This is a genomic window from Duganella sp. LjRoot269 (genome assembly GCF_964254095.1).
Classification (GTDB): domain Bacteria; phylum Pseudomonadota; class Gammaproteobacteria; order Burkholderiales; family Burkholderiaceae_D; genus Rugamonas; species Rugamonas hordei.
In genome coordinates this window covers 1,698,754-1,722,262 of sequence record NZ_CAXUSL020000001.1, presented here as the reverse complement: position 1 = coordinate 1,722,262, position 23,509 = coordinate 1,698,754, and the positions used below count along the sequence as shown (strand labels likewise).

The 23,509-nt window shown below is 64.1% G+C and carries 22 protein-coding genes, 1 tRNA gene and 1 pseudogene; 14 read left to right on the top strand and 10 right to left on the bottom strand.

Annotated features, from left to right (window positions below; all coding sequences use genetic code 11):
• Window positions 1-31 precede the first annotated feature (31 nt).
• The 6 genes from ACSQ3S_RS07625 (at window position 32) to ACSQ3S_RS07600 (ending at window position 7,099) form a co-directional block, all read left to right on the top strand.
• On the top strand, window positions 32-1,975 hold the full coding sequence (locus ACSQ3S_RS07625; protein WP_436142018.1) for a phosphatase PAP2 family protein: 1,944 nt from the start codon (window positions 32-34) through the stop codon (window positions 1,973-1,975).
• A gap of 58 nt (window positions 1,976-2,033) precedes the next feature.
• Window positions 2,034-2,453, top strand: a complete 420-nt coding sequence (locus tag ACSQ3S_RS07620) for a MarR family winged helix-turn-helix transcriptional regulator (RefSeq protein ID WP_176654512.1) — start codon at window positions 2,034-2,036, stop codon at window positions 2,451-2,453.
• Window positions 2,446-4,209: a chloride channel protein gene (locus ACSQ3S_RS07615; protein ID WP_436142017.1), complete on the top strand. Its 1,764-nt coding sequence runs from the start codon at window positions 2,446-2,448 to the stop codon at window positions 4,207-4,209. Before ACSQ3S_RS07620 ends, ACSQ3S_RS07615 begins: the two co-directional genes overlap by 8 nt.
• 77 nt (window positions 4,210-4,286) lie before the next feature.
• On the top strand, window positions 4,287-4,961 hold the full coding sequence (gene rsxB, locus ACSQ3S_RS07610; protein WP_176654514.1) for an electron transport complex subunit RsxB: 675 nt from the start codon (window positions 4,287-4,289) through the stop codon (window positions 4,959-4,961).
• Window positions 4,958-5,605: an endonuclease III gene (nth, locus tag ACSQ3S_RS07605; protein WP_176654515.1), complete on the top strand. Its 648-nt coding sequence runs from the start codon at window positions 4,958-4,960 to the stop codon at window positions 5,603-5,605. Before rsxB ends, nth begins: the two co-directional genes overlap by 4 nt.
• 165 nt (window positions 5,606-5,770) lie before the next feature.
• The gene (locus ACSQ3S_RS07600; protein ID WP_176656081.1) at window positions 5,771-7,099 is read left to right on the top strand and encodes an IS4 family transposase; all 1,329 of its coding nucleotides are present in this window, start codon (window positions 5,771-5,773) and stop codon (window positions 7,097-7,099) included.
• A 34-nt stretch (window positions 7,100-7,133) separates the two neighbouring features.
• Here ACSQ3S_RS07600 and proB read toward each other — a convergent pair whose 3' ends face one another.
• From proB to rplU, 4 genes are all read right to left on the bottom strand, one after another.
• Entirely contained in the window at window positions 7,134-8,252 is a 1,119-nt protein-coding gene (gene proB / locus ACSQ3S_RS07595) for a glutamate 5-kinase (protein WP_436142016.1), read from the bottom strand.
• 191 nt (window positions 8,253-8,443) lie between these two features.
• Window positions 8,444-9,553 carry a GTPase ObgE gene (gene obgE / locus ACSQ3S_RS07590; RefSeq protein WP_436142015.1) on the bottom strand — a complete coding sequence of 370 codons (1,110 nt, stop codon included), beginning with the start codon at window positions 9,551-9,553 and terminating at the stop codon, window positions 8,444-8,446.
• Window positions 9,554-9,683: 130 nt separating this feature from the next.
• Window positions 9,684-9,941 carry a 50S ribosomal protein L27 gene (gene rpmA / locus ACSQ3S_RS07585; RefSeq protein WP_008445659.1) on the bottom strand — a complete coding sequence of 86 codons (258 nt, stop codon included), beginning with the start codon at window positions 9,939-9,941 and terminating at the stop codon, window positions 9,684-9,686.
• Window positions 9,942-9,980: 39 nt separating this feature from the next.
• Window positions 9,981-10,292 (bottom strand): 50S ribosomal protein L21, encoded by a 312-nt coding sequence (gene rplU / locus ACSQ3S_RS07580; protein WP_008445658.1) that lies wholly within the window; start codon window positions 10,290-10,292, stop codon window positions 9,981-9,983.
• A 272-nt stretch (window positions 10,293-10,564) separates the two neighbouring features.
• Here rplU and ispB point away from each other — a divergent pair, with 272 nt between their 5' ends.
• Entirely contained in the window at window positions 10,565-11,554 is a 990-nt protein-coding gene (ispB, locus tag ACSQ3S_RS07575; RefSeq protein WP_436142014.1) for an octaprenyl diphosphate synthase, read from the top strand.
• Between the two features lie 54 nt (window positions 11,555-11,608).
• Here the strand turns inward: ispB and ACSQ3S_RS07570 are convergent, their stop codons facing one another.
• Genes ACSQ3S_RS07570 through ACSQ3S_RS07560 form a run of 3 tightly spaced genes read right to left on the bottom strand, consistent with a single transcriptional unit; the run spans window position 11,609 to window position 15,087 of the window.
• Entirely contained in the window at window positions 11,609-12,346 is a 738-nt protein-coding gene (locus tag ACSQ3S_RS07570) for a DUF6445 family protein (protein ID WP_436142013.1), read from the bottom strand.
• Window positions 12,346-12,705, bottom strand: a complete 360-nt coding sequence (gene arsC, locus ACSQ3S_RS07565) for an arsenate reductase (glutaredoxin) (protein WP_436142012.1) — start codon at window positions 12,703-12,705, stop codon at window positions 12,346-12,348. The genes ACSQ3S_RS07570 and arsC overlap by 1 nt, the downstream gene beginning before the upstream one ends.
• A 39-nt stretch (window positions 12,706-12,744) precedes the next feature.
• Window positions 12,745-15,087: a TonB-dependent receptor gene (locus ACSQ3S_RS07560; protein WP_436142011.1), complete on the bottom strand. Its 2,343-nt coding sequence runs from the start codon at window positions 15,085-15,087 to the stop codon at window positions 12,745-12,747.
• A 209-nt stretch (window positions 15,088-15,296) separates the two neighbouring features.
• Between ACSQ3S_RS07560 and ACSQ3S_RS07555 the strand changes: the two genes are divergently transcribed.
• From ACSQ3S_RS07555 to ACSQ3S_RS07535, 5 genes and pseudogenes are all read left to right on the top strand, one after another.
• Window positions 15,297-16,472, top strand: a complete 1,176-nt coding sequence (locus ACSQ3S_RS07555) for a TonB family protein (protein ID WP_436142010.1) — start codon at window positions 15,297-15,299, stop codon at window positions 16,470-16,472.
• A gap of 61 nt (window positions 16,473-16,533) precedes the next feature.
• Window positions 16,534-16,610, top strand: a tRNA-Pro gene (locus ACSQ3S_RS07550).
• Window positions 16,611-16,714: 104 nt separating this feature from the next.
• Window positions 16,715-18,097 (top strand): diguanylate cyclase domain-containing protein, encoded by a 1,383-nt coding sequence (locus tag ACSQ3S_RS07545; RefSeq protein ID WP_436142009.1) that lies wholly within the window; start codon window positions 16,715-16,717, stop codon window positions 18,095-18,097.
• A gap of 62 nt (window positions 18,098-18,159) precedes the next feature.
• Window positions 18,160-18,657: pseudogene (locus tag ACSQ3S_RS07540) on the top strand (cytochrome b); the annotation flags it as partial.
• Between the two features lie 85 nt (window positions 18,658-18,742).
• Entirely contained in the window at window positions 18,743-19,720 is a 978-nt protein-coding gene (locus tag ACSQ3S_RS07535; protein ID WP_353400059.1) for a GlxA family transcriptional regulator, read from the top strand.
• On the opposite strand, the gene ACSQ3S_RS07530 is transcribed toward ACSQ3S_RS07535, so the two are convergent.
• The 3 genes from ACSQ3S_RS07530 to ACSQ3S_RS07520 all read right to left on the bottom strand — a co-directional run bounded on the left by ACSQ3S_RS07530 (window position 19,712) and on the right by ACSQ3S_RS07520 (window position 22,138).
• Entirely contained in the window at window positions 19,712-20,701 is a 990-nt protein-coding gene (locus tag ACSQ3S_RS07530) for an SLAC1 anion channel family protein (RefSeq protein ID WP_436142008.1), read from the bottom strand. The two genes, ACSQ3S_RS07535 and ACSQ3S_RS07530, sit on opposite strands and share 9 nt — an antisense overlap.
• Before the next feature lie 130 nt (window positions 20,702-20,831).
• Complete coding sequence (locus tag ACSQ3S_RS07525; protein ID WP_176654527.1) at window positions 20,832-21,131, bottom strand: hypothetical protein; 300 nt, start codon at window positions 21,129-21,131, stop codon at window positions 20,832-20,834.
• A gap of 116 nt (window positions 21,132-21,247) precedes the next feature.
• Window positions 21,248-22,138 carry a LysR family transcriptional regulator gene (locus ACSQ3S_RS07520; protein ID WP_353400052.1) on the bottom strand — a complete coding sequence of 297 codons (891 nt, stop codon included), beginning with the start codon at window positions 22,136-22,138 and terminating at the stop codon, window positions 21,248-21,250.
• A gap of 101 nt (window positions 22,139-22,239) precedes the next feature.
• Here ACSQ3S_RS07520 and ACSQ3S_RS07515 point away from each other — a divergent pair, with 101 nt between their 5' ends.
• Entirely contained in the window at window positions 22,240-23,061 is an 822-nt protein-coding gene (locus ACSQ3S_RS07515) for a pirin family protein (protein WP_436142007.1), read from the top strand.
• A 23-nt stretch (window positions 23,062-23,084) separates the two neighbouring features.
• Window positions 23,085-23,501, top strand: coding sequence for a DoxX family protein (locus ACSQ3S_RS07510; protein WP_436142006.1), 417 nt, complete (start codon window positions 23,085-23,087; stop codon window positions 23,499-23,501).
• The last annotated feature ends 8 nt before the right edge of the window (window positions 23,502-23,509 follow it).

The following is a 23,509-nucleotide window of genomic DNA, read 5'->3' as shown; positions in this document are numbered from 1 at the left end:
ACGCTTTCTCACTGACTACGGATTTTTCGCCATGCATTTCGCCCCTATGCGCCCGCTCGTGCTGGCCTTCAGCGTCGCCCTCGCCCTGAGCGCCTGCGGTTCAAATTCCGAAGACCAGCCGCTGCTCATTCCGGCCGCGCCGGCCGACCAAGGCGCGGCGGAAGTGGTCGCCGTGCCGGCCGCCACCGCCTTCGTCGACACCGCCGCCACCAACCAGCGCGGCGACGCCCGCTACGCCACGCTGGCCACCAACGCCGGCGTGCGCGTGCTGGGCGGCTTCCTCGCGGTATGGAAACCGCTGACCGAGATCGTCGACGCCGGCGTGACCGCGCCGGCGGTGGACGGCTTCCCGGCCGTGACCGCCTCGACCTGGAGCGGCGTGCCCAACGACGGCAACCCGGACGGCACCATCGTCAACGCCGCCGTGCACGCGGCCAACATCGCCTACGTGGTCAACGCCACCGCCAACCGCAGCGCCGCGCAGGCCACGCAAGCCTACCTGGACGACCGCCGCGGCAAGGGCTACAGCGTCACCGACGGCCTGGGCCCGCTGACCGCCGCCTGGCGCGCGGCCGCGCAGCAGACCACCACCATCACCGCGGTCGCGGCCGACGCCACCAGCGTGCTGTACAACGACGGCGGCAACAACACCGGCGTGGGCGGCAGCGCCAACGCCGGCTTCGGCAGCGTGGTCGACCTGGTCAACCTGGTCGGCAACAACGCCTCGACCGAGCCGGCCAAGCGCTTCTACAAATACGCCCGCCCCTACCGCTGGAGCAGCGCCGTGCAAGTGCTGCCGGCGCTGGTGCCGGCCAAGAGCGCCACCCCGACCACCGACGGCGGCTTCACCAGCGGCCACTCGGCCGAGGCGACGCGCGACGCGGTGGCGATGGCCTACGCGCTGCCGGAGCGCTACCAGGAACTCATCAGCCGCGGCCTGGAGCTGGGCGAATCGCGCATCCTGGCCGGCATGCACTCGCCGCTGGACGTGCTGAGCGGCCGCATCCTCGGCCAGGCCAGCGCCGCCGCCAACCTGGCCGACGCCGCCAACGCGGCCAAGAAAGCCGCCGCCGTCGCGCAGGCCCACGCCACGCTGATGGCCGCCACCTCGACCACGGCCGACACCTTCGCCGCCTACGCGCAATCGGGCACCGTCGCCAGCGACCGCTTTGCCGACTACGCCGCCAACAAGGCCAACTACCTGCGCCGCAGCACCTACGGTTTCGCGCCGATCGGCGCCACCACCGCCGCAGCCACCGTGCCGAAGGGCGCGGAAGTGCTGCTGGAAACCCGCCAGCCCTACCTGAGCGACGCCCAGCGCCGCGTGGTGCTGAAGACCACGGCGCTGCCGTCCGGCTATCCGGTGATGGACGATCCCGAAGGCTGGGGCCGGTTGAACCTGTTCGCGGCGGCCGACGGCTACGGCGCCTTCAGCGGCAACGTGGTGCTGAGCATGGACGCGGCCAAGGGCGGCTTCAACGCGGCCGACCGCTGGCGCAACGACATCGGCGGTACCGGCAAGCTGGTCAAGCAAGGCAGCGGCACGCTCAAGCTGGCCGGCAACAACAGCTGGACCGGCGGCACCGAACTGACGGCCGGCGCGCTGCAGGGCGACTCGGCCACCGCCTTCGGCAGCGGCGACGTCTATGTCAGCGGCGGCACGCTGATCGCCAACGCGCCGGCGGCCCTGAAGCTGGCCGGCAAATACACGCAGCTGAGCGGCAGTACCACGCTGGAGCTGGACATCGGCGGCGGCGCGCAAGGCAGCATGACGGTGGCCGGCACCGCCACCATCGCCGGCGGCACGCTGCGCGTGAAGTTCGCCAACGGCTACAAGCCCAAGGCCGGCGACAGCCTGACCGTGCTGACGGCGGGCAGCCTCAAGGGCAAGTTCACCACCGTCACGGTGGACGGCTACGCCAACGTCACCCCGGTCTACAGCACCACCACGCTGTCGCTGACCATCGGCGGTTAAGCCTGGCAGAGCCCGGCAAGATATCCCCAAATATATCACGACGTGATATATTTGGGTCATGACCGCCAAATCCCCTCCCGCGCTGAGCAAGTCCGACTTCGCCGCGCTCTCCGAATTCCGTTTCCAGATGCGCCGTTTCGAGCGCTTTTCCGAAGACGTGGTGCAAGCCCACGGCATCACGCCGCTGCAGTACCTGCTGCTGCTGCACATCAAGGGCTACCCGGGCCGCGACTGGGCCACCGTGGGCGAGCTGGCCGAGCGCCTGCAGGCCAAGCACCACGGCGTGGTGGCGCTGGTCTCGCGCTGCGAGGCGATGGGCCTGGTCGAGCGCCGCAACAGCGCCATCGACCGCCGCCGCGTGGAAATCCACCTGCTGCGCGAAGGCGAAACCATCCTCGCCCAGCTGGCCGAGCAACACCGCATCGAACTGCTGTCGCTGGACGGCGTCTTCACCATCCCACGACTGCGCCATGAATAAACCCTACGACTCCCGCCGCGACTTCGACGGCAACTCCCGGCTGATCCTGATCGCCAGCATCGCCGCCGTGGTCGGCGCGCTCAGCACCGTGACCGCCGACCTGCTGCTGCACGCGATCCGCTTCTTCACCAACCTGTTCTTCTTCCAGAAGCTGTCGACCAGCTTCACCTCGCCCGCCGCCAACACGCTGGGCCTGTGGGTGATCGCGGTGCCGGTGATCGGCGGCCTGGTCATCGGCCTGATCGCGCGCTACGGCTCCGAGGCGATACGCGGCCACGGCATTCCGGAAGCGATCGAGGCGATCCTGTTCAAGAGCAGCACGATGTCGCCCAAGGTGGCCGTGCTCAAGCCGCTGGCCTCGGGCATCGCCATCGGCAGCGGCGGCCCGTTCGGCGCCGAGGGCCCGATCATCATGACCGGCGGCGCGGTCGGCTCGCTGATCGCCCAGCACTTCCACCTGAGCGGCGCCGAGCGCAAGGCGCTGCTGGTGGCGGGCGCCGTGGCCGGCATGACGGCGGTGTTCGGCACGCCGATCGCCGCGCTGCTGCTGGCGGTGGAGCTGCTGCTGTTCGAACTGCGCCCGCGCAGCCTGGCGCCGGTGGCCGTGGCCTGCGCGGTGGCCGGCTTCCTGCGTCCGCTGCTGATCGAGAGCGGCCCGCTGTTCCCGCTGCATACGGCGGTGCTGCCGCCGTCGGCGCTGCTGTCCTGCCTGGTCGGCGGCCTGCTGTGCGGCGCGCTGGCCTGGGTGCTGTCGACCGCGCTGTACCGGGTCGAGGACGGCTTCCACAAGCTGCCCGTGCACTGGATGTGGTGGCCGGCCATCGGCGGGCTGGCGGTCGGCATCGGCGGCTACCTGCAGCCGCGCGCGCTGGGCGTGGGCTACGACGTGATCGCCGACCTGCTCAACAACCATCTTGCGGCCGGCGTCATCGCCAGCGTGCTGGTGGTCAAGGCCGTGATCTGGCTGCTGGCGCTGGGCTCGGGCACGTCCGGCGGCGTGCTGGCGCCGCTGCTGATGCTGGGCGCCGGCCTGGGCGCCCTGGTCGGCCCCTACCTGCCCGGCGGCGAGCCGGCCGTGTGGCCGCTGGTGTTCATGGCCGCCACCCTGGGCGGCATGATGCGCGCGCCGGTGATGGCGGTGGTGTTCGCGTTCGAGCTGACGCACGACGTCAACGCGCTGCTGCCGGTGCTGGCCACGTCGACCGTGGCCTACGCCTTCACCGTCATCACCATGCACCGCTCCATCCTGACCGAGAAGATCGCCCGCCGCGGCCACCACATCTACCGCGAATACGGCATCGATCCGATGGAGCGCCACAGCGTGGCCGAGGTGATGACGGCGACGGCAACCAGCATCGACGCGCAGGCGCTGATCGCCGACGTGCTGGCCAGCCACTTCGGCGCGGACCAGCGCCACCGCGCCTTCCCGGTGGTGCGCGACGGTGCGCTGGTGGGCATGCTGGACCGCGCCGGCATCGAAAACAGCGCGCGCGCCGCCGGCGCCGCGCGCGTGGGCGAGCTGTTCGGCGTCAACGCGCCGATCTTCGCGCTGGCCGACGAAACCTGCCGCGCGCTGGCCACGCGGCTGGCCGTGCACCAGCTGGAGCGGCTGCCGGTGGTCAGCGACGCCCAGTCGCGCCGGCTGATCGGCATCGTCAGCCGCAGCGACTTGATCAAGCCGGCGCTGAGCCTGCACGCGGAGGAACTGGAGCGGCAGACCGTGCGCCGCGTGTGGCCGGCGAAACCGCGCGCCTGACAAGGTTTTTCGGCCCGGCCGGCGCAGATATCGGATAATGACGCTTTATTGTCAGGCTTATCGCCATCCATTCCGCCGTGCCGACCTCCAACACACTTGCCGACCGCATCGAAGACGTCCTGCCGCAGACGCAGTGCACCAAGTGCGGCTATGACGGCTGCCGTCCGTACGCCGAGGCGATCGCCGCCGGCGCGGCCGCGATCAACCAGTGCCCGCCGGGCGGCGCCGAAGGCATCGCGCGGCTGTCGTCGGTCACCGGCCACAAGGTCATTCCGCTCAATCCCGTCAACGGCCTGGAGCGCCCGCGCGCGGTGGCCTACATCGACGAATCGCTGTGCATAGGCTGCACGCTGTGCATCCAGGCGTGCCCGGTGGACGCCATTGTCGGCGCCGCCAAGCTGATGCACACCGTCGTGCCCGACCTGTGCACCGGCTGCGACCTGTGCGTCCATCCCTGCCCGGTCGACTGCATCGTCATGTACCCGGTCACCGAGACCACCGGCTGGGCCGCCTGGAGCCAGCCGGACGCCGACGCGGCCCGCGAACGCCACGACTTCCGCGCCTTCCGCCTGAAGCGCGAGAAGGACGAGAACGACGCCCGCCTGGCCGCCAAGGCCGAAGCCAAGATGAAGGCGGTGCAGGCGCTCGATCCGGCCGATGCCGCCGGCGAAGCCGAGAAGGAACGCAAGCGCGCCATCATCGCCGCCGCGATGGAACGCGCGCGACTCAAGAGAGAACAAGACGCTCAATGAATCCAGCCAAACGCTACGAAATGTTCGTGCGCTTCCGCGCCGCCAATCCCAAGCCTGAAACCGAACTTGAATACACCTCGCCGTTTGAACTGCTGATCGCCGTGCTGCTGTCGGCGCAGGCGACCGACGTCGGCGTCAACAAGGCCACGCGCAAGCTGTATCCGGTGGCGAACACGCCGCAGGCGATACTGGACCTGGGCGAAGAGGAACTGAAGACCTACATCCAGACCATAGGCCTGTACAAGACCAAGGCGAAGAACGTCATGGCGACGTGCCGGATGCTGGTGGAGCTGCACGGCGGCGAAGTGCCGCGCGACCGCGAGTCGCTGGAGGCGCTGCCCGGCGTGGGCCGCAAGACCGCCAACGTGGTGATGAACACGGCCTTCGGCGAACCGACGATGGCGGTGGACACGCACATCTTCCGCGTCTCCAACCGCACCGGCCTGGCGCCGGGCAAGAACGTGGAAATCGTCGAGCAGAAGCTGCTCAAGTTCGTGCCGAAGGAATTCCTGCACGACGCCCACCACTGGCTGATCCTGCACGGCCGCTACACCTGCAAGGCGCGCAAGCCCGAGTGCTGGAACTGCATGCAGCTCGACCTGTGCGACTACCGCTCGAAGACGCCGGCGCCGGACGGCGTTTAATCCGGGGTCAGATCCGACATTTGGACACGAGCTCTACCGTTGCGACCGCAACGGTAGAGCTCGTGTCCAAATGTCGGATCTGACCCTAATGCCGTTAAGTTAAGGAACTAGGCCGGCCCCAGTTAGTTGTTGTAAACATGCGCGAAGGCTGTTAACCTTCGCGCCATGCTTTCCGACGTTCTCCCTTTGACCACGTGTGACTTGCCAGCTCCGGACTGGGGCCGGCTTGGGGAGCAGTTGCCCGTCGAATGGATCATGGGAGCATTGAGCTACACCGGCAAGGCGAGTATTCGGCAGCGGCGTCTGCCGGCGGAGCAGGTAGTCTGGTTGGTCATCGCGCTAGCGATCTACCGACATCACTCAGTGCGACAAGTGCTGGGTGAATTGGAACTGGCGCTACCGGATCTGAAGGACACTTGCGTCACTGATAGCGCTGTAACGCAAGCACGTCAGCGGCTGGGCGAAGAACCGTTGGCGTGGCTATTCTCAACGTCCGCGCGCCATTGGCAGATGCAAGACGCCCATCGTTCCGACTTCCACGGCCTCCAACTGCTCGCCATGGATGGGACGACCCTGAAATTAGCCGATAGCGCGGAAAACCGGGCACATTTCGATTCGCCACACTTCGCCAAGGGAGCTTTGGCCAGTTACCCCCATGCCCGCATGGTGACATTGGCTGCGCTGCGCACCCAGTTGGTCTTGGCCGCCGATTTTGGCCCCTATAGCAAAGGCGAGATGAGCTTTGCCTTGCCGTTGCTAGACGATATACCCGACCATTCGCTGACGGTCTTCGATAAAGGTTTTCTAGCCGCCGAGCTGTTGCATAAACTTCGTATGCAAGGCCAGGAGCGGCACTTCCTCGTGCCGGCCAAGGCTAATACGCAATGGCGTCTTGTGAGCGGCGACAGTGAGGATGGCATCGTCGAAATGCGCGTTTCCCCACAAGTACGCAAGCGCGTCCCCTCCATGCCCGAGCAGTGGCAAGCGCGTGCCATTGCAACGAAAGATCCGACGGGCAAACTGTGCTATTTGCTGACCTCATTGACGGATCGCCGGCGCTTCTCCGCCAAAACCGTCCGCGACTGTTATAGCGAGCGCTGGCAGATCGAAACGAGCTACCGCGAGATCAAGCAAACCATGATGGGGATGGCCCTATGCCTGCGCAGCCAAAGTGTCGCAGCAACCAGGCAGGAAATCTGGGGCATTCTTATCGCCTATAACCTCGTGCGACTAGAAATGGCGCGCACGGCCGACCAGGCAAAATGCGCTCCCAATGACGTTAGCTTTGTCTTCGCCCTCGGCATATTTCAGCTCGAGATGCTACATGCGGCCTCCGAACGGGCCTTGGGCAATCTACCAGGAACGATCAAACGGATGCGCGAGAGGATGATCCTCGAACTCAATGTCTATCGACCCGACCGGAAATTCGATCGGGTCACCAAAGCAAAACCGCAACGCTATCCTGAACGGAGGCTCAGGAAATCCTTAACTTAACGGCATTAGGGTCTGACCCCGGATTTGCCCCGGATTAAACCAGCACCAGGTTGTCGCGGTGGATCAGTTCCTTGCCTTCGACGAAGCCGAGGATGGCTTCGATCTCGCTTGAGGGCTTGCGCATGATGCGGCGCGTCTCGGCGCTGGTGTAGTTCGACAGTCCGCGCGCCACCGGCTCGCCGTTCTCGCCGATGCAGGTGATGACGGCGCCGCGGCCAAATTCCCCCTTGACTTCCACCACGCCGATCGGCAGCAGCGACTTGCCGTCCTTGGTCAGCTTCTGCACCGCGCCCGCGTCCAGCACTACCCGGCCGGCCGTGTGCAGGTGGTCGGCCATCCACTGCTTGCGCGCCGTCAGGTGGCCGGTCTGCGCCGCCAGTTCGGTGCCGATGGATTCGCCGCTGGCCAGGCGCTCCAGTACATTGTCTTCGCGGCCGTAGGCGATCACCGTGTGCGCGCCCGACTTGGCGGCGCGCTTGGCCGCCAGGATCTTGGTCAGCATGCCGCCGCGACCCAGGCTGCTGCCGGCGCCGCCGGCCATCGCCTCCAGCGCCAGGTCGCCCGCGCGGCCCTGCTGGATCAGCGTCGCCGTTGGATCCTTGCGCGGATCGGCGCTGTACAGGCCTTGCTGGTCGGTCAGGATGATCAGCGCGTCGGCCTCGATCAGGTTGGCCACCAGCGCGCCCAGGGTGTCGTTGTCGCCGAACTTGATCTCGTCGGTGACGACGGTGTCGTTCTCATTGATAATCGGTACCACGCCCAGTCGCAGCAAGGTGGTCAAGGTCGAGCGGGCGTTCAGGTAGCGTTCGCGGTCGGCCAGGTCGGCGTGCGTCAGCAGCACCTGCGCGGTGCCCAGCTGGTGCGCGCGGAAGCTGGTCTCGTAAATTTGCGCCAACCCCATCTGGCCGACGGCGGCGCAGGCCTGCAGTTCGTGGATGTCGGTCGGACGCTGCTCGAAGCCGAGGCGCAGCATGCCCTCGGCGATGGCGCCGGACGACACCAGCACCACTTCCTTGCCCAAGGCCCGCAGGCCGGCGATCTGCGCGGCCCAGCGCGCGATGGCGGCGTGATCGAGGCCGCGGCCGTCGTTGGTGACCAGCGACGAACCGACCTTGATGATGATGCGGGTGGCTTTTTGTATGACGGAATTCATAGAGACGACAATTCTCAAAACAAGCGGATGAAAGGGCTCAGTGCTGTGATTTGGCGGGCGGTTTGCCCTGCTTTGCCGCTATCGACCGCCTGCCCCGCGGTGGCGGAACGGGTGCCGAAATGGAAAGGCATAATCAGCTGATAACTGATTATGCCGGTGATACGGGGGAGACGTCGAGTATTAGTCGAGTATTAATCCAGGATTTTGAAGCGCGGATCGTCCGGATCGATGGACGAGATGCCGCGCGCCTCTTCCGTCATCTGGGTTTCTTCCGCGCGCTGCTCGCTATGGCGCTTCTCTTCCAGGTGTTTCTGGATGGCGTTGACCAGTTCCTGCGTGCCGTCGTGGCTCAGCGCGGAGATCTCGAACACCGGGCCCTTGAAGCCGAACTTCTTGACGAAGTCCTTGACGCGCTTGACGCGCTCCTCTTCCGGCACCATGTCCAGCTTGTTCAACACCAGCCAGCGCGGCTTGTCGACCAGCGCCTCGTCGTACTTTTTCAGTTCGTTGACCAGCGCCTTGGCTTCCTTGACCGGATCGACGTTGGTCTCGAACGGCGCCAGGTCGACGATGTGCAGCAGCAGGCCGGTGCGCTGCAGATGGCGCAGGAACTGGTGGCCCAGACCGGCGCCTTCGGAAGCGCCTTCGATCAAGCCGGGAATGTCGGCGATCACAAAGCTCTTCTCGTGCGACACGCGGACCACGCCCAGGTTCGGGTGCAAGGTGGTGAACGGGTAGTCGGCAATTTTAGGGCGCGCGTTCGACACGGCCGAAATAAAGGTCGACTTGCCGGCGTTCGGCATGCCCAGCAGGCCGACGTCGGCCAGCACCTTCAGTTCCAGGCGGATTTCGCGGCGTTCGCCTTCCTTGCCTTCGGTCTTTTGACGCGGGGCGCGGTTGGTCGAGGTCTTGAAGTGGATGTTGCCCCAACCGCCCTCGCCGCCCTTGGCCAACAGTTCCATCTGGCCGTGTTCGGTCAGGTCGGCCAGGATTTCGCCGGAGGCGTCGTCGATGATCAGGGTGCCGACCGGCATGCGCAGGTGAATGTCGTCAGCACCCTTGCCGTAGCAATCGGCGCCGCGGCCGGGTTCGCCGTCTTTGCCGCGGTGCACCTTGGAGAAGCGGAAATCGACCAAGGTGTTGATGTTACGGTCCGCTACGGCCCAGATCGAGCCACCCTTGCCGCCGTCGCCGCCGTCAGGGCCGCCGAACGGGCGGAATTTTTCACGGCAAAACGAGGCGCAACCATTGCCGCCGTCACCACCGATCACTTCAATTTTTGCTTCGTCGATAAACTTCATGATGTACCGCCATAAAACTAAAAAGGCTCTACCGTGGGCAGAGCCTTTCGATTGAAGGCTTGCGCCTTACAGACTTGGCTCGCAGTGCGAGCCAAGTCGACCCGCATCACTACGAGCCGGGTAGCGCTATTTACGCTGGAACGACGGTAACGAATTGCTTCGAACCTTCGCCCTTGACTACGAACTTGACCTTGCCGTCCACCAGAGCGAACAGGGTGTGGTCTTTGCCCATGCCAACACCTTCGCCGGCGCGCACTGGCGTGCCGCGTTGACGAATGATGATGCCACCAGCATTGATCGATTGACCGCCATAAACCTTAACGCCCAGGCGTTTTGATTCTGAGTCACGACCATTTCGCGTTGTGCCGCCGCCTTTTTTGTGTGCCATTTAAGACTCCTTGGATACTAATTCTCGGGCAAACGGCAATTAGCCGTTGATCGATACGATTTGGATTTCGGTGTAATTTTGGCGATGGCCTTGATGCTTCTGGTAGTGCTTACGACGACGCATCTTGAAAATCTTCACTTTATCGTGACGACCGTGTGCCACAACAGTAACCAGTACCTTTGCACCCTCAACCAGGGGAGCACCAAATTTGATGCTTTCGCCTTCGCCAACGGCGAGGACCTGATCGATGGTGAGTTCGGAACCAATGTCTGCCGGTATCTGTTCTACTTTAAGTTTTTCGCCAGCGACAACTTTGTATTGTTTGCCACCGGTTTTTATGACCGCGTACATGATTTGAAACCTCATCAAATGTTAAGAAATTTTCCTCTCGGCGCCAGCGGAACTGCATGCATGGAAACCGGGGAACCGCTGATTATACATGGGATGGGATTTCACGTCAAAAACTATTCACAAATGGCCGATGGCGTGGTATGTCGGCCGGCTTGCAAGGCCGGGGTGTTATTTTTCAGGCAAACTTGTTGCTCGGAACCGGGGAGGATGCCCCTGCGGGCAAGGGCATGACGTATAATCTCGGCACCAATAGTCTACCGCACAGGTTCGCCTTGTCTGCCGCTACCCAAAACGCCACCCAAAACAACATCGCCCACACGATCGCCGCCGACATGGACGCGGTCAACACGGTGATCCGCCAGAAACTGCATTCCGAGGTCAGTCTCGTCAATCAGATCGCTGAATACATCATCAGCGCCGGCGGCAAACGCATCCGCCCGGTCCTGGTGCTGCTGGTGGCGAACGCCTATGCGTACAAGGGTACGGCGCATCACGAGCTGGCGGCCGTGGTCGAATTCATCCACACCGCCACCTTGCTGCACGACGACGTGGTCGACGAATCATCGCTGCGCCGCGGCCGCGCCACGGCCAACGCGCTGTTCGGCAACGCCGCCTCGGTGCTGGTGGGCGACTTCCTGTACTCGCGCGCCTTCCAGATGATGGTCGGCCTGAACAATATGCGCGTGATGCAGATCCTGTCGGACGCCACCAACGTCATCGCCGAAGGCGAAGTGCTGCAGTTGCTGAACATGCACGACCCGGACGTCAGCCAGGAGCGCTACCTGCAGGTGATCCGCTCCAAGACGGCCAAGCTGTTTGAAGCGGCGGCCGAGCTGGGCGCGCTGATCTCCGGCTGCAACGACACGCAGATCGAAGCGGCCGGCGAATACGGCCGTTCGCTGGGCACGGCATTCCAGCTGATCGACGACGTGCTCGACTACGCCGGCGACGCCAGCGAAATCGGCAAGAACGTCGGCGACGACCTGCGCGAAGGCAAGCCGACGCTGCCGCTGATCTACCTGATGGAAAACGGCAGCGCCGAGCAGCGCCAGCTGGTGCGCAGCTGCATCGAGCAGGGCGACGAACAACACTTCGACACCATCCTGGCCGCCATCACCAGCAGCGGCGCGCTCGACTACACGCGCCAGCAGGCCGAGACGGCCGCCAAGCGCGCCGCCGAAGCGATCGCCGACCTGCCAGACAGCATCTACAAGGAATCGCTGCTGCAGCTGGCCCACTTCTCGGTCAACCGCAACCACTAAAATCAATCCGGGGTCAGATCCGACATTTGGACACGAACTCTGCCGTAGCGGCCTCTACGGCAGAGTTCGTGTCCGAATGTCGGATCTGACCCCGGGCTTCCGGTAGCGGATGAAGGCGTTGACCGTCAGGCGCCCGCGCGCCGGATCGGCATCGAGCAGCTCCGGCGCATCGATCTGCCCCGTGTGAAAAATCGTGGCGTCGTAAAAGATCGCGCGGTTCCATGCCGCCGGCACGGTGCAGATCTTCTCGAAATAGGCGTTGGTGCCGCCAAGATAGCCCGGCTCCGCGCCGATCACCTTGCTGAACGCGCCGTTCTCCATCACCCGCGCCTGGTGCAGCAGGAAGTCGATCTCCTCCGGATGACGGCGCGGCCGGTAGAAACTGGTGCCGCCCATGCGCGCATCCCCGAACAAATACAGCACCGACGCGGTGGCGCCCTCGCCCGGCGCGCAGCTGCGGGCGTCGCGGTGGCAGATGCGCTGCTGCGGCAGCAGCTGCTCCGGCGGCAAGGTCACGATCGACATGCGCGTCGCCATGCCCATGGTCTCGCTGCCGCCGAATGCGCCCAGCAGGTGTTCGGAAAAATACGCGCCGAGCTGCGCATCGAAATCCGCCGTCATCCGCTGCTCGATACCGGGATAGCAGTTGACCGGCGCGACGGCAAACGCGGCGCGCCTGGCCACGGCGGCCTCCACCAGCTTGTGCGGCTCGCTGAGAAAATCGTCGACGACCAGGCATACGCCGCCATCGCCAAGCGAGACTTGCTGTATGACCGGGCGCGGATTGAACATTACAGCAGTTCCAGCACCAGTTCGGACGGACGGCACAGGCGCACGCCCTTGTCCGTCACCACGAACGGCCGGTTGATCAGGATGGGATGGGCGATCATCGCGTCCAGCAGCGTGTCGTCGGACAGCGACGCATCGGCCAGCCCCAGTTCCTCATACAGGTCGCCCTTGTCGCGCATCGCCGCGCGCGCGGTCAGGCCGGCCTTGGCGATCATCGCCTTCAACCCGGCGCGCGACGGCGGATTCTTCACGTAGTCGATGATCTCCGGCTCGACGCCGCTGGCGCGGATCGCCTCCAGCGTCTTGCGCGAGGTGCCGCAGGCGTTGTTGTGATAAATAGTGATAAGGCGGGTGATTGCCATGATGCTGCCCTTGAACGTATCCAAAGGCAGCATTATCGCTTAAAACTTCGCCGCCAGACTGACGCCGATGCTGCGCGGCGCCAGGCGGTAGCCCTGCACGATGGACGCCACCTGCGGGTGCTGGATCACCGTGTCCGTGTCGAAGGCGTTCTTGACGAACAGGCTGACGTTGTAGCGGTCGAACGACATGCCGGTGCTGAAGTCCGTGGTGTGGTAGGCCGGACGCTCGTAGTCGGTCTGCTCCGGATTCAACGAGCCCTTGCTGGCGCCCACCCACTGCATGCCGCCCATGACGAACGCGCTCTTGTCGCCGAACACCGCGAAGTTGTAGACCGCGTTGAACGCCGCGTTATATTTCGGCACGCCCTGGATCTGCGCCCCGGCCACCGCGCCGACGATGCCGTTCTCGATACCCTTGTCGTTCGACAGCTCGGCCTTCACGTAGCCGGCCGACGCGGTCAGGGTCAGGCCGGGCAGCGGCTTGGCCTTGATGTCGAACTCGAAGCCCTTGCTGGTGGCGTCGCCCGCGTTGGCGTTGTAGGTGTAGGCGCAGGTCGGCAGATACACGCCCTGCTGGATATTCTTCCACTTCACGTAGAACACGTCCGCGTTCACCGACACACGGTTGTTCAGGAAGCGCGACTTGCTGCCGACCTCATAGCTCCACAGGCTGTCGGACGCGTAGGTGTCCGGGCCCTTGGTCAGGCCGTTCGTCTCCAGGTCCTGGCTGCACGTGGTCGGCGGCACGTAGATGTTGTTGCCGCCCAGGCGGAAGCCCTTGGCCACGCTGGTGTAGACCGTGTTGGCCGGATCGACTTCCCACGTCAGCGCATATTTCGGCGTGAACGCCTTCGACGACGTGGCGAAGCTGCTGTTGTTGCCAGCGCCGGCCAGGTAGTTGCCGTTGCGCTGGTCCAGCGTGGTGTCGGCCTTCAGGTAGCGCGCGCCGACCGTGGCGTGCACCGCCGGCGTGAAGTAGTAATTGAGCTCGCCGAAGATCGAAGTCTGCTTTTCGCGGAAATGGAAGGCGCCTGCAAACGAGTTATCGTTCGGGAACTGGCCGGGACGGGCGTCCGGCAGCAGGTCCGGATCGGCGATATCGAAGCCGAAGCTCTTGAAGGTGTCGGTCACGCCGAAGATCGGATCGTTCTCGATGATGTTGGTGTGCTGGTTGGAGAAGTAGGTGCCGGCCAGCCAGGTCCACGGCGACACCGCCGCGTCGTACGGATGCGAGGCCAGGCGGAATTCCTGCGACACCTGGCGCACCTGGTTGTTCAGGTAGACGGCCGACGGCAGGCCGGCGATCGCGTCGATCAGTTCGGGCGGCGCCTTGCCGCCGTCGGCGGTCGACGTCAGGAAGGTCGACAGCGAATAGCTGTTGTAGGCCGAGCCGTTTTGCGTGCGGTCGAACTTGCGCTCGAAGTAGCTGGTGGCCGAGGTCAGGTCGAACGGACCCAGGTCCCAGTTGACGGTCACGCTGGGCGTCAGCAGCGTGTCCTTGGACGGCTCACGCACCTGCTTCTGCGCCTGGTAGTTCGGCAGCTCCAGGTTGAAGGCCGCGATGTCTTTCGCATCGACCTTCTGATAGTACAGCGACGGCATGATCGTCAGCGAGCGGATCGGCTTCCACTTCAGCGCGATGCGCGCCTCCTGGTCGCTGATCTTGTTGATGTCGTTGGCCAGCACGTTGCCGTCGCCGTCGACCTGCTTGATATAGCCGCCGGTATGCTGCGCCTGCACGCCGATGCGCAGCGCCAGCTCATCCGGGATCAGCGGAAAGTTGGCGACCATGTTGGCCGCATAGTTCGGGCTGCCGCCCTTGGTGTTGGACAGCTCGCCGTAAGTGGTGAATTCGCGCTCCTTCAAATCCGGCTCGTTCGGCACGAACTTGATGGTGCCGCCCATCGAGCTGGCGCCGTACAGGGTCGCCTGCGGGCCGCGCAGCACTTCGACGCGGTCGATATCGAAGAATTTCGGCTCGACCGTGCCCATGGTGTAGACGTTGCCGACCGTGATGGAGACGTCGCCCAGGTAGATGCCGACCGTGGCCGCGCCCGCCGTCGAGCTGATGCCGCGGATCTCGATATTCTCCGTGCCCGGCCCGGCGCCGCCGTTGCCGCTGGCGGCGGTGAAGGAAATGTTCGGCACCACGCGCGTCAGGTCGGTGAAGTCCTTCACGTGCTCGGCCTGCAGCTGGTTGCCGGTGACGGCGGAGATGCTCATCGCCACCTTGGCCGGATCTTCCTTACGCTTTTGCGCCGTGACCTTGACCACCTCGATCTCGTCCGACTGCGGCCTGGTTTGCGCCCGGGCCGCCTGGCCTGCCATCGTCGCCAACGCCGCAGCCACAGTGCCGTACAGTACCTTCTGCCGTATTTTCATATCCTGGGATTCTCCGAATCGGTGGGCGAATCTTGATATTTTAGCAAAAATGAATGCCGACTAGTGTCATTTTTGTTGTTTTTAGGTCATTCTTTCCCAACAACAGTTCGGAATGCGTTCTGATGTCATGAATTCAATATAGCATCTTGTACCGCTGACAAGTTTTCACCTTCCGGGTCATTCGCGGTCCATAACATTCGCTATATCTGATGACAAAATTTCACAACCACTACGAAAGTCTCAACGTCACACGAGACGCTCCCGCCGAGGTCATCCGCGCGGCTTATCGTTCGCTATCGCAAAAGCATCATCCAGATAAAAACCGTGGCAACCATGATGCCGCGCAGATGATGATACGTTTGAATACTGCCTACAGCGTGCTGTCGGATCCGGACCAGCGGGAACTCTATGACTTGCAGATGCTTGACCAGCAACTGGGTCGTGGGTCGCACTTCGACATGCCCGATGGCGAGCACAAGACCACCGTGGACGCCTGGTTCCAGCATCTGCGCAACTACGCGAAGGGCCGCGATATGCGGGTTGCCGCCATGCTGGTCGGGAGCTTGTCCATCGCACTGGCAATAGTCATGAGCATGGTCTGGAAGGAAAATCAATCGGCGTTGCGTCTCGAACGGGCGGCTGTTTATGCCGTCACCGCCGAACGGGGATCGCTGACCGAGGCAGGCTCCCCGTCCGGACTTCAAGCGCCGGATAGCGCCTCCACCAAGGTCAAGGAGGAACGGTCAAAGCCAGCCGCCGCGCACAAGGCAGCCGTCGCGCCAGCCGCTGCCACCAAGGCTACGGAATATGAGCGCCTGACCGCGATGTTAAAAAGCATGGGGTTCGGCCTGCACAAGCTGGACGTGCCGGCCCCTCCACCGGCGAAGGCGGCCGACGCGACAAGAGAGAGTGCCGCGCCGGTGCCACCGCCTCCCGTGCAAGCCGCCAAAGCAGCCGCACCGCCCGAAACGGTCCGTGTGCGTGAGGAGATCGCCAGCCCTGCGGCGGCTGATCCGGTGCGCAGCGACGCCAAGCCCCTCGCGGTGGCGAGCCTGGCCAGCGCGCCGGTGGCCGCCAGCGCGAACACGGCCAGCGCCGGCCATCCGCTGCGCACCGCAGTGTTCGCCGACGCGCGCGCTTGCACCCCGCCTCCGTATCCGATCAATGCCTACCGCAACGGCGAGAGCGGCTCGGTGCTGCTGGCCCTGCTGGTAGCCAGCGATGGCCGGGTCCTCGAATCGAAAGTGCAGAAATCGAGCGGTTCCGCTGAGCTCGACAAGGCTGCGCGCAAGGCGCTCTCGCTGTGCAAGTTCAAGCCGGCAAGCAGCGACGTCCAGGCCGAGCCGGTGTGGACCAATTTGAACTATGTGTGGACCATCGACTGACCGGGCCCGGACGCACCCGGTTGAAAAATCATCGTAAATCTGCTGTAATTACTCCAACAGTCGGGGTGTGGCTCAGCCCGGTAGAGCGCTGCGTTCGGGACGCAGAGGCCGGAGGTTCGAATCCTCTCACCCCGACCAAGCATGCCCAAGCATGCACATCCCGCGCCCAAAGTTGGTAACATTTCGTGACAACGACGCGCATTGCCCCTCGTCCTGGACAATTGGGACTAGAATCATCCCATATGAAAAAGCCCTTCACTTCCACGATCGCGCATTTCGCCGACTTGCTGATGGATGCAGTCTGCATGGTTGATGCCCAGGGCCGCTTTGTGTTTGTCAGCGCCGCCGGCGAGCGCATCTTCGGTTACACCCAGCAGGAAATGATCGGCATGGAGATGATCGACCTGGTGGCGCCGGCCGACCGGGAGCGCACGCTTGCCGCGGCGCGCTCCATCATGGACGGCCAGCCCAATTCCCGCTTTGAAAACCGCTACATCCGCAAGGACGGCCAAATCGTCCACATCATGTGGTCGGCGCGCTGGTCCGAGGCCGACCAGCTGCGCGTCGCCGTGGCGCGCGACATCACGGTCAACAAGCGGACCGAAGCCATGCAAGCCGCGCTGTATGCGATCTCCGAGGCAGCCCACGCCAGCGACGACCTGCCCGCCCTGTTCCAGCGCATCCACCAGATCATCGGCGCGCTGCTGCCGGCCCCCGTGTTTGGCGTCGCGCTGTGCGGGGAACACGGCCAGTCCTTGCAGTTCGCCTATCATGCCAGCGCCAGCGGCGCCGTGCCCCCGCAACCGCTGGCGCACCTGCTGGGAGAAGAAGTGTTGCGCAGCGGCTTGCCGGTACTGGTGACGCCGGCCACGCTGCCGTCGCTGTCGCCGGCATTGCAAGCGGCGGCCGGCCTGGCGACCGACTGCTGGATCGGTGCGCCGCTGGCCACCAGCCACGACCTGATCGGCGTGCTGCTGCTGCAAAGTGGCGGCGAACAAGGCCGGACCGGCTATACCGACCAGGACGAGGACTTGCTGATGTTCGTCTCCAATCAGGTGGCCACGGCGATCCACCGCAAGCAGCTGCATACCAGGCTGCGCCATATGGCGCAACACGACGAACTGACCCAGCTGCCCAACCGCCGCCTGTTTCACGACCGGCTGGTCATGGCCCTGGCGCGGGCGCAGCGCCACAAGGACCAGTTGTCGCTGCTGTTCATCGACCTGAACAAGTTCAAGCAGATCAACGACTACTATGGCCACGCCTGCGGCGACCTGCTGCTGCGCGAAGTGGCCCAACGCCTGAAGCGCTGCGTGCGCGAAGCCGACACCGTGGCCCGGCTTGGCGGCGACGAATTCGTCATCATTCTGGAAGAAGTGCTGGTATCCGGGGACGCGCTGCAAATCAAGGAAAAGATCCATCAGGCGCTGGCGGCGCCGGTGCTGCTGGCCGACGGCCGCAGCCTGGCCATCACGGCGAGCATCGGCGTTGCCCACTATCCGGAGCATGGCGCCGACATACAACAGCTGGTGCGCCATGCCGATCAGTCCATGTACAAAAACAAGTTGCAGAAGGAACAGGCGGACCAGGCCATGGCCGGTTTTAACGGGCTTAAGGCTGTTTAGTGGGGAAGACGACGTGACCAGACCTACCGACCTCGCCGGCCCCATGGAAATATCGCCGGCCCGCGATCTGGCTGCACTGGCTCTGCGCCCTGTTGATTGTCGGTTTGCTGTGCCTGGGCTGGTACATGATGTCGATCGAGGATGATCCCGGCAGCGGCTGGTACTTCGATCAGCACAAATCGTTCGGCCTGCTGCTGTTCGCTCTGGTGCTGATACGTGTTGTCTGGCGATCCACGCACAAGCCGCAGCCTTTGCCGGCCACCGTCCCCGCGTGGCAAAAGACTTTGGCGGGCCTGACGCAGTGGCTGCTCTACGGCTGCATGCTGGCGATGCCCATCATTGGATTCGTCGGCGCGTCGTACACCAAGCGCGGCGTGGCGCTGTTCGGCGTCAGGTTCCCGGCCTGGCTGACACCCGATCATGACGTCGCCGAACAATTCTTCGCCTTGCATTCAATCCTGGCATTTGTCCTGACGGCCCTGATCGTCCTGCATGTGGCCGCCAGCCTCAAGCACCTGTGGATGGATAAGGACCGCGTCTTTCACAGAATGTGGTTCTGAGCGGCAGCGGATACTTTCAAAAGAAGGCGTGGCAGGAGGCTATAATCGCCCCTCCTATGATCCGTTACCCGAGCTGGATGACTGAATGAAGCTGACCCTGGTGGTTTTTGACGACGTGCAGGCCCTGGATGTGGCCGGCCCGCTGGACGTCTTCGCCGAGGCGAACCTGCTGCTGCCGAAAAAAGACCATTACGTGGTCACGCTGGTCGGCGAGCGTCCGGGCAGCGTCAGGTGTTCAAGCGGATTGGAATTCAAGGTCCACTGCGCGTATCCGGATTTTCACGCCGAGAGCGACCTGCTGCTGGTGGCCGGCGGCCCGAGACTGCCGGAATATCGCCCCGCCCCAGCCTTCCTGAACTGGCTGAACCAGCGCGCGCAAGGCGCCAGCAGGTTCGGCGCCGTGTGCAACGGCGTGTTCCTGCTGGCGCACGCCGGGCTGCTGGCGGGCCGCGAGATCACCACTCATTGGGATCACGCGGAGCGGCTGTCAAAGCAGTTCCCCGATTCGACCGTCAGGCCCGACAAGATATTCGTCCGCGACGGCAATCTGTTCACTTGCGGCGGCGTCACCGCCGGCATCGACCTGTGCCTGTCGCTGGTGGCCGAGGACTGGGGCCACGAGCTTGCCGTCAAGGTGGCCAAGCGACTGATCGTCTACATCCGTCGCGACGGCGGCCAGTCGCAGTACAGCCCTTACCTGGCGGTCGGTCCGGACGAAAACTCGCTGGTCGCCAAGGTCTTGAAGTATGTCACCGACCACATCAGCGATGCGCTGACCATCGAGGACATCGCCGACGCCGTGGGCGTCAGCCGGCGCACGTTCTCACGCGCGTTCGCCAAGCATGCCCATGTGACGCCGTCGGTGTTTGTCGAGCAGCTGCGCATCGACTTCGCCCGCAAGCTGCTGGAGGAAACCGATGTGCCACTGAAGACGGTGGCGTTCCGCTGCGGCTTTCACACCGCGACGCAGATGCGGATGATTTTCTCGCGCCAGCTGAGCACCACGCCCAAGCAGTACCGGGAACGCCACCGCGCCAACGATGCCGCGCCCACACTAGGCTGACAGCAGGTGCCCCCTGGCCAGCGCATGCAACGTGCGCAAGGCCAGGATGACGATGACCACCGTCAGCAAGGCCAGCAACAGCATGGCGATCAATGCCAACCCCCTGCCGCCGACGGCGCCGGAGTACACCAGGGCGGCGTTGGACAGCGCGGCCATCGGGAAGCCTATCCCCCACCACGACGGCGAAAACGGCGCTGGCTTGGTGAGCAAGCGATAAAAGACAATCGAGAACAGGAACAGGCCGAAGTAGAACAGCAGCGCCGCGAACATGTCCACTTTGTGCACCAGATGGACATACGCCAGGAAGCCGACCGAAAACGGCGCCACCAGGATCATCTTGGAGGGACGCATGCCGGCGGCCATCGGCTCGTGGTGCACCAGCCTGGAGAAAATCAGGATGAAGAAAACCAGCGCGCTCACGCTGCCGATGCCGGCCGCCAGCAAATTGACTTCATGCGTCCATTCCGCCGTCAGCGCGCCGCCCGTCACCACGATATCGAGGCTGCCGACGCCGGCGATCAGCCAGCCCGGCATCACGCTCTTGGGATCGGCGTTGCCATTGAGCAGACGCGAAATCATGATCACGCTCAGCGCCAGCACGACCATGGTTCCGATGCTCCACACCAGCAGCTGGGCAAAATCGCTGTAGCTGCTGAGCACACTCGACAGCAACAGGATGCTGATGCCGATGGTGCCGAAGAAGCTGCCGACGACCGGATGCGCAAACTCCTTCCGGACGACATCGGGATGCTTGAACAGCTTGCGCAGATACGATCCGGCCAGCACGATGAACACCGCCACCGCCACAAGGCCGATCGCGTTCGACACGGCGACATCGGTGCCATAGGCTTTGCTGGCAAGGCGCCAGGCCAGTGCGAGGCCGGCCAGGCTCATCACCGAGCCGAACAGGCTAACGGGTAAATATTGAACAGACAGCGGTGTGCGCGGCGCAATAGCGCGGCTTGATTGGGCAGATTCCATGAGGGCTCCAGTGGGTTATGCAAACTAGTGCGTTGCATTCTGCCGGAGCAATGGCGGTCTGTGAGCGGGTCGGCGACTGCCTGACCCAAAAGCGGCTTGTGTTGTCCCGAAAAGCGCTCATCCCGGACCGCTAGGCGAGATGCTTTTGCCCGAAGCGCTTCAGTACGCCACTCCATCCATCGCGTTGCCACCACTCGGCCTTGAACTCCTGGGCCAGGCTCTCAAGCCGGTATCCGCCGGCGATCAGATCCAGCAGCCGCTGGGATTGCGTCAAACTGAGCAGGTTGTTGTCCGTTACCTCGCCGAGACGGATCAGCGCGGCATGCGCACCCGCAGTCGCCAGGCAAGCCCTGATTTCATCGGCAACAGCCAGAGAGGTCGGGGTCTCGACTTCAAAAAAGGCGTGGTTGCTTTCATTTTGCTTGGTCATGTTTTCGAGGAGTGATATGAAATATCCAACTATACGTGAGCAAAGCACCCAAAATGTACACGGATTATCACGCGTCGAAATGACAACCCGTTTTTTTACGTTAATTTAACTTACGGTTAAGCCAGCTTGAGCCGGTTGACGAACCACCTGCCGGCCGGACCGGGCGGATGGTCCTTCATGTGGATCGCATGCATGGAGAAGCCCGGCGCCTGTCCGGCGTGCATCTGCACTTCGATGCGCACCAGCTTGCCGGTGCGCAGATCCTCCTCCACCATATGCAGCGGCATGTAGCCCCAGCCCAGGCCGGCGCGCAGGAAGGCGTGCTTGGCGCCCAAGTCGGCCAGCCGCCATGTCTGCGATGACATCACGCCGAAGTTGCGGCCGGCCGTCAGGGTCGAGCGGTCGGTCAGCACCAGCTGCACATGCCGCGCGGTCTCGGCTTGCGCTATTGGTTGCCGCGCCAGCGTCAGCGCGTGGCCGGGCGCCACCACCGCCACCGCCGCCACACTGAGCAGGAATTCGGAGGCGCAGCCGGCAGGAATTTCCGGCAGCGAGCCGATGATCGCCACCCGGCAGTTGCCATCCAGCAGAGGCTGCACCACGGCGCCCAGCGCCTCGACATACAGCCGCAGCGGCGTCGCCGGGAACGCCTGGTGAAACGCCTGCACGGCGGCCGTCAGCGTCTCGATCGGGAACATCACGTCGACGGCGACCGCCAGTTCCGGTTCCAGCCCTTCGGCCAGCGTGCGCGCCTTGGCCTTGAAGGCGTCCATGCTGTTGGCGGCTTCCCTGGCCTGCTCCAGCAGCGCCCTGCCCGCCTCCGTCAGCTGTGGATAGCGCCCGGTGCGCTCGAACAACGCAAACCCCACCTGCTGCTCCAGGTTCGCCAGCGTGGTGCTGACCACCGACTGCGCCCGGCGCAGCTTGCGCCCTGCGGCGGAAAAGCTTCCTTCGTCAGCGGCGGCGATAAAGGTGCGCAGCTGGTCCATCGACATGGCGTCAAGCATGTATCTACTCCTTGGATGCTATATATCTGATTATATAGGCTTCCGAGATACATAGGCCCAGCCTAACATAGCACCATGCACTGACAAACAAGGAGCAAGCAATGAACCAAGGACAACGACAACTGGCCCACCGCACCGCCGGCAACCGGCGCGGCGGCATCACCCGGCTGGTCAGCCCCGGCGACGTCGGCCAGCTGATCAAGCCTTTCGTCTTCCTCGACCGCTTCCAGATGGAGGCCGGCCGCGGCGGCAAGATGGGCATGCATCCGCATTCGGGCATCGCCACGGTCACCGTCATCATGGACGGCGCCATCGAGTACAGCGAAACCACCGGCAGCGAAGGCGTGCTGCAGACCGGCGGCGTCGAGTGGATGGCGGCGGGCAACGGCGTCTGGCATGACGGCGGCCCGGTCGAAGGCCAGGGCGTGCATGGTTTCCAGCTGTGGCTGGCCCTGCCGGCCGAGGATGAAAACGGCCCGTCGCACAGCCAGTACCTGGCGGCGCCGCAGGTACCGCAAGACGGCCCGGTGCGCGTGATCATCGGCCGCTACGGCGATGCAGTCAGCCCGATCAAGCCGCGCGCTTCGATCAACTACCTGCACGTGAAGCTGGAAGACGGCCAACGCTGGACCTACACGCCACCCGCCGGCCATGACGTGGCCTGGGTATCGGTCGGCAACGGCGCGCTGCATGCCGCCGGCACGGTGATCGGCCGCGAAGTGGCGGTGTTTGAAGAGGGCCAGGCGGCGATCACCTTCGTCGCGGAAGGCGCGACGGAATTCGTGCTCGGATCGGCAGTCAAGCATCCCTACGATCTGGTCACGGGCTATTACTCGGTACACACCAGCGTAGCCGCGCTGGCGCAGGGCGAAAACGAAATTCAGCGCATCGGCAAGCAACTGCGCTCAGCAAATTTAATTTAATCCATCAATTGAAAGGAAATGCCATGAACACCACCAACACCACCGTCATCCCGGTCATCGGCCGTATCCTGCTGGCCACCATCTTCGTGCTCAGCGGCTTCGGCAAGCTGATGGCGCCGGCGGCAACGATAGGCTACATCGAATCGTCCGGCCTGCCGTTCGCCACGCTGGGCCTGGCCATCGCCATCGCCGTGGAACTGGGCGGCGGCCTGCTGCTGGCAGCCGGCTACAAAACCCGCCTGGTGGCCGCCGTGCTGGCCGGCTTCTCCGTCGTCACCGGCCTGGCCTTCCACCATGCGATCGGCGACCAGAACCAGATGATCCACCTGCTGAAAAACTTCGCGATGGCCGGTGGCCTGCTGCAAGTGGTGGCCTTCGGCGCCGGAGCCTACAGCATCGACAACCGCGGCACCGTCAGCACCGGCCGCAAACTGGCATAAGCCAAGGC

Excerpts from the sequence above, each read along its gene's own strand:
- ACSQ3S_RS07625 (WP_436142018.1), top strand. The coding sequence starts at position 32 with ATGCATTTCGCCCCTATGCGCCCGCTCGTGCTGGCCTTCAGCGTCGCC.
- ACSQ3S_RS07620 (WP_176654512.1), top strand. The coding sequence starts at position 2,034 with ATGACCGCCAAATCCCCTCCCGCGCTGAGCAAGTCCGACTTCGCCGCG.
- ACSQ3S_RS07615 (WP_436142017.1), top strand. The coding sequence starts at position 2,446 with ATGAATAAACCCTACGACTCCCGCCGCGACTTCGACGGCAACTCCCGG.
- nth (WP_176654515.1), top strand. The coding sequence starts at position 4,958 with ATGAATCCAGCCAAACGCTACGAAATGTTCGTGCGCTTCCGCGCCGCC.
- ACSQ3S_RS07600 (WP_176656081.1), top strand. The coding sequence starts at position 5,771 with ATGCTTTCCGACGTTCTCCCTTTGACCACGTGTGACTTGCCAGCTCCG.
- proB (WP_436142016.1), bottom strand. The coding sequence starts at position 8,252 with ATGAATTCCGTCATACAAAAAGCCACCCGCATCATCATCAAGGTCGGT.
- obgE (WP_436142015.1), bottom strand. The coding sequence starts at position 9,553 with ATGAAGTTTATCGACGAAGCAAAAATTGAAGTGATCGGTGGTGACGGC.
- rpmA (WP_008445659.1), bottom strand. The coding sequence starts at position 9,941 with ATGGCACACAAAAAAGGCGGCGGCACAACGCGAAATGGTCGTGACTCA.
- rplU (WP_008445658.1), bottom strand. The coding sequence starts at position 10,292 with ATGTACGCGGTCATAAAAACCGGTGGCAAACAATACAAAGTTGTCGCT.
- ACSQ3S_RS07570 (WP_436142013.1), bottom strand. The coding sequence starts at position 12,346 with ATGTTCAATCCGCGCCCGGTCATACAGCAAGTCTCGCTTGGCGATGGC.
- arsC (WP_436142012.1), bottom strand. The coding sequence starts at position 12,705 with ATGGCAATCACCCGCCTTATCACTATTTATCACAACAACGCCTGCGGC.
- ACSQ3S_RS07560 (WP_436142011.1), bottom strand. The coding sequence starts at position 15,087 with ATGAAAATACGGCAGAAGGTACTGTACGGCACTGTGGCTGCGGCGTTG.
- ACSQ3S_RS07555 (WP_436142010.1), top strand. The coding sequence starts at position 15,297 with ATGACAAAATTTCACAACCACTACGAAAGTCTCAACGTCACACGAGAC.
- ACSQ3S_RS07545 (WP_436142009.1), top strand. The coding sequence starts at position 16,715 with ATGAAAAAGCCCTTCACTTCCACGATCGCGCATTTCGCCGACTTGCTG.
- ACSQ3S_RS07535 (WP_353400059.1), top strand. The coding sequence starts at position 18,743 with ATGAAGCTGACCCTGGTGGTTTTTGACGACGTGCAGGCCCTGGATGTG.
- ACSQ3S_RS07530 (WP_436142008.1), bottom strand. The coding sequence starts at position 20,701 with ATGGAATCTGCCCAATCAAGCCGCGCTATTGCGCCGCGCACACCGCTG.
- ACSQ3S_RS07525 (WP_176654527.1), bottom strand. The coding sequence starts at position 21,131 with ATGACCAAGCAAAATGAAAGCAACCACGCCTTTTTTGAAGTCGAGACC.
- ACSQ3S_RS07520 (WP_353400052.1), bottom strand. The coding sequence starts at position 22,138 with ATGCTTGACGCCATGTCGATGGACCAGCTGCGCACCTTTATCGCCGCC.
- ACSQ3S_RS07515 (WP_436142007.1), top strand. The coding sequence starts at position 22,240 with ATGAACCAAGGACAACGACAACTGGCCCACCGCACCGCCGGCAACCGG.
- ACSQ3S_RS07510 (WP_436142006.1), top strand. The coding sequence starts at position 23,085 with ATGAACACCACCAACACCACCGTCATCCCGGTCATCGGCCGTATCCTG.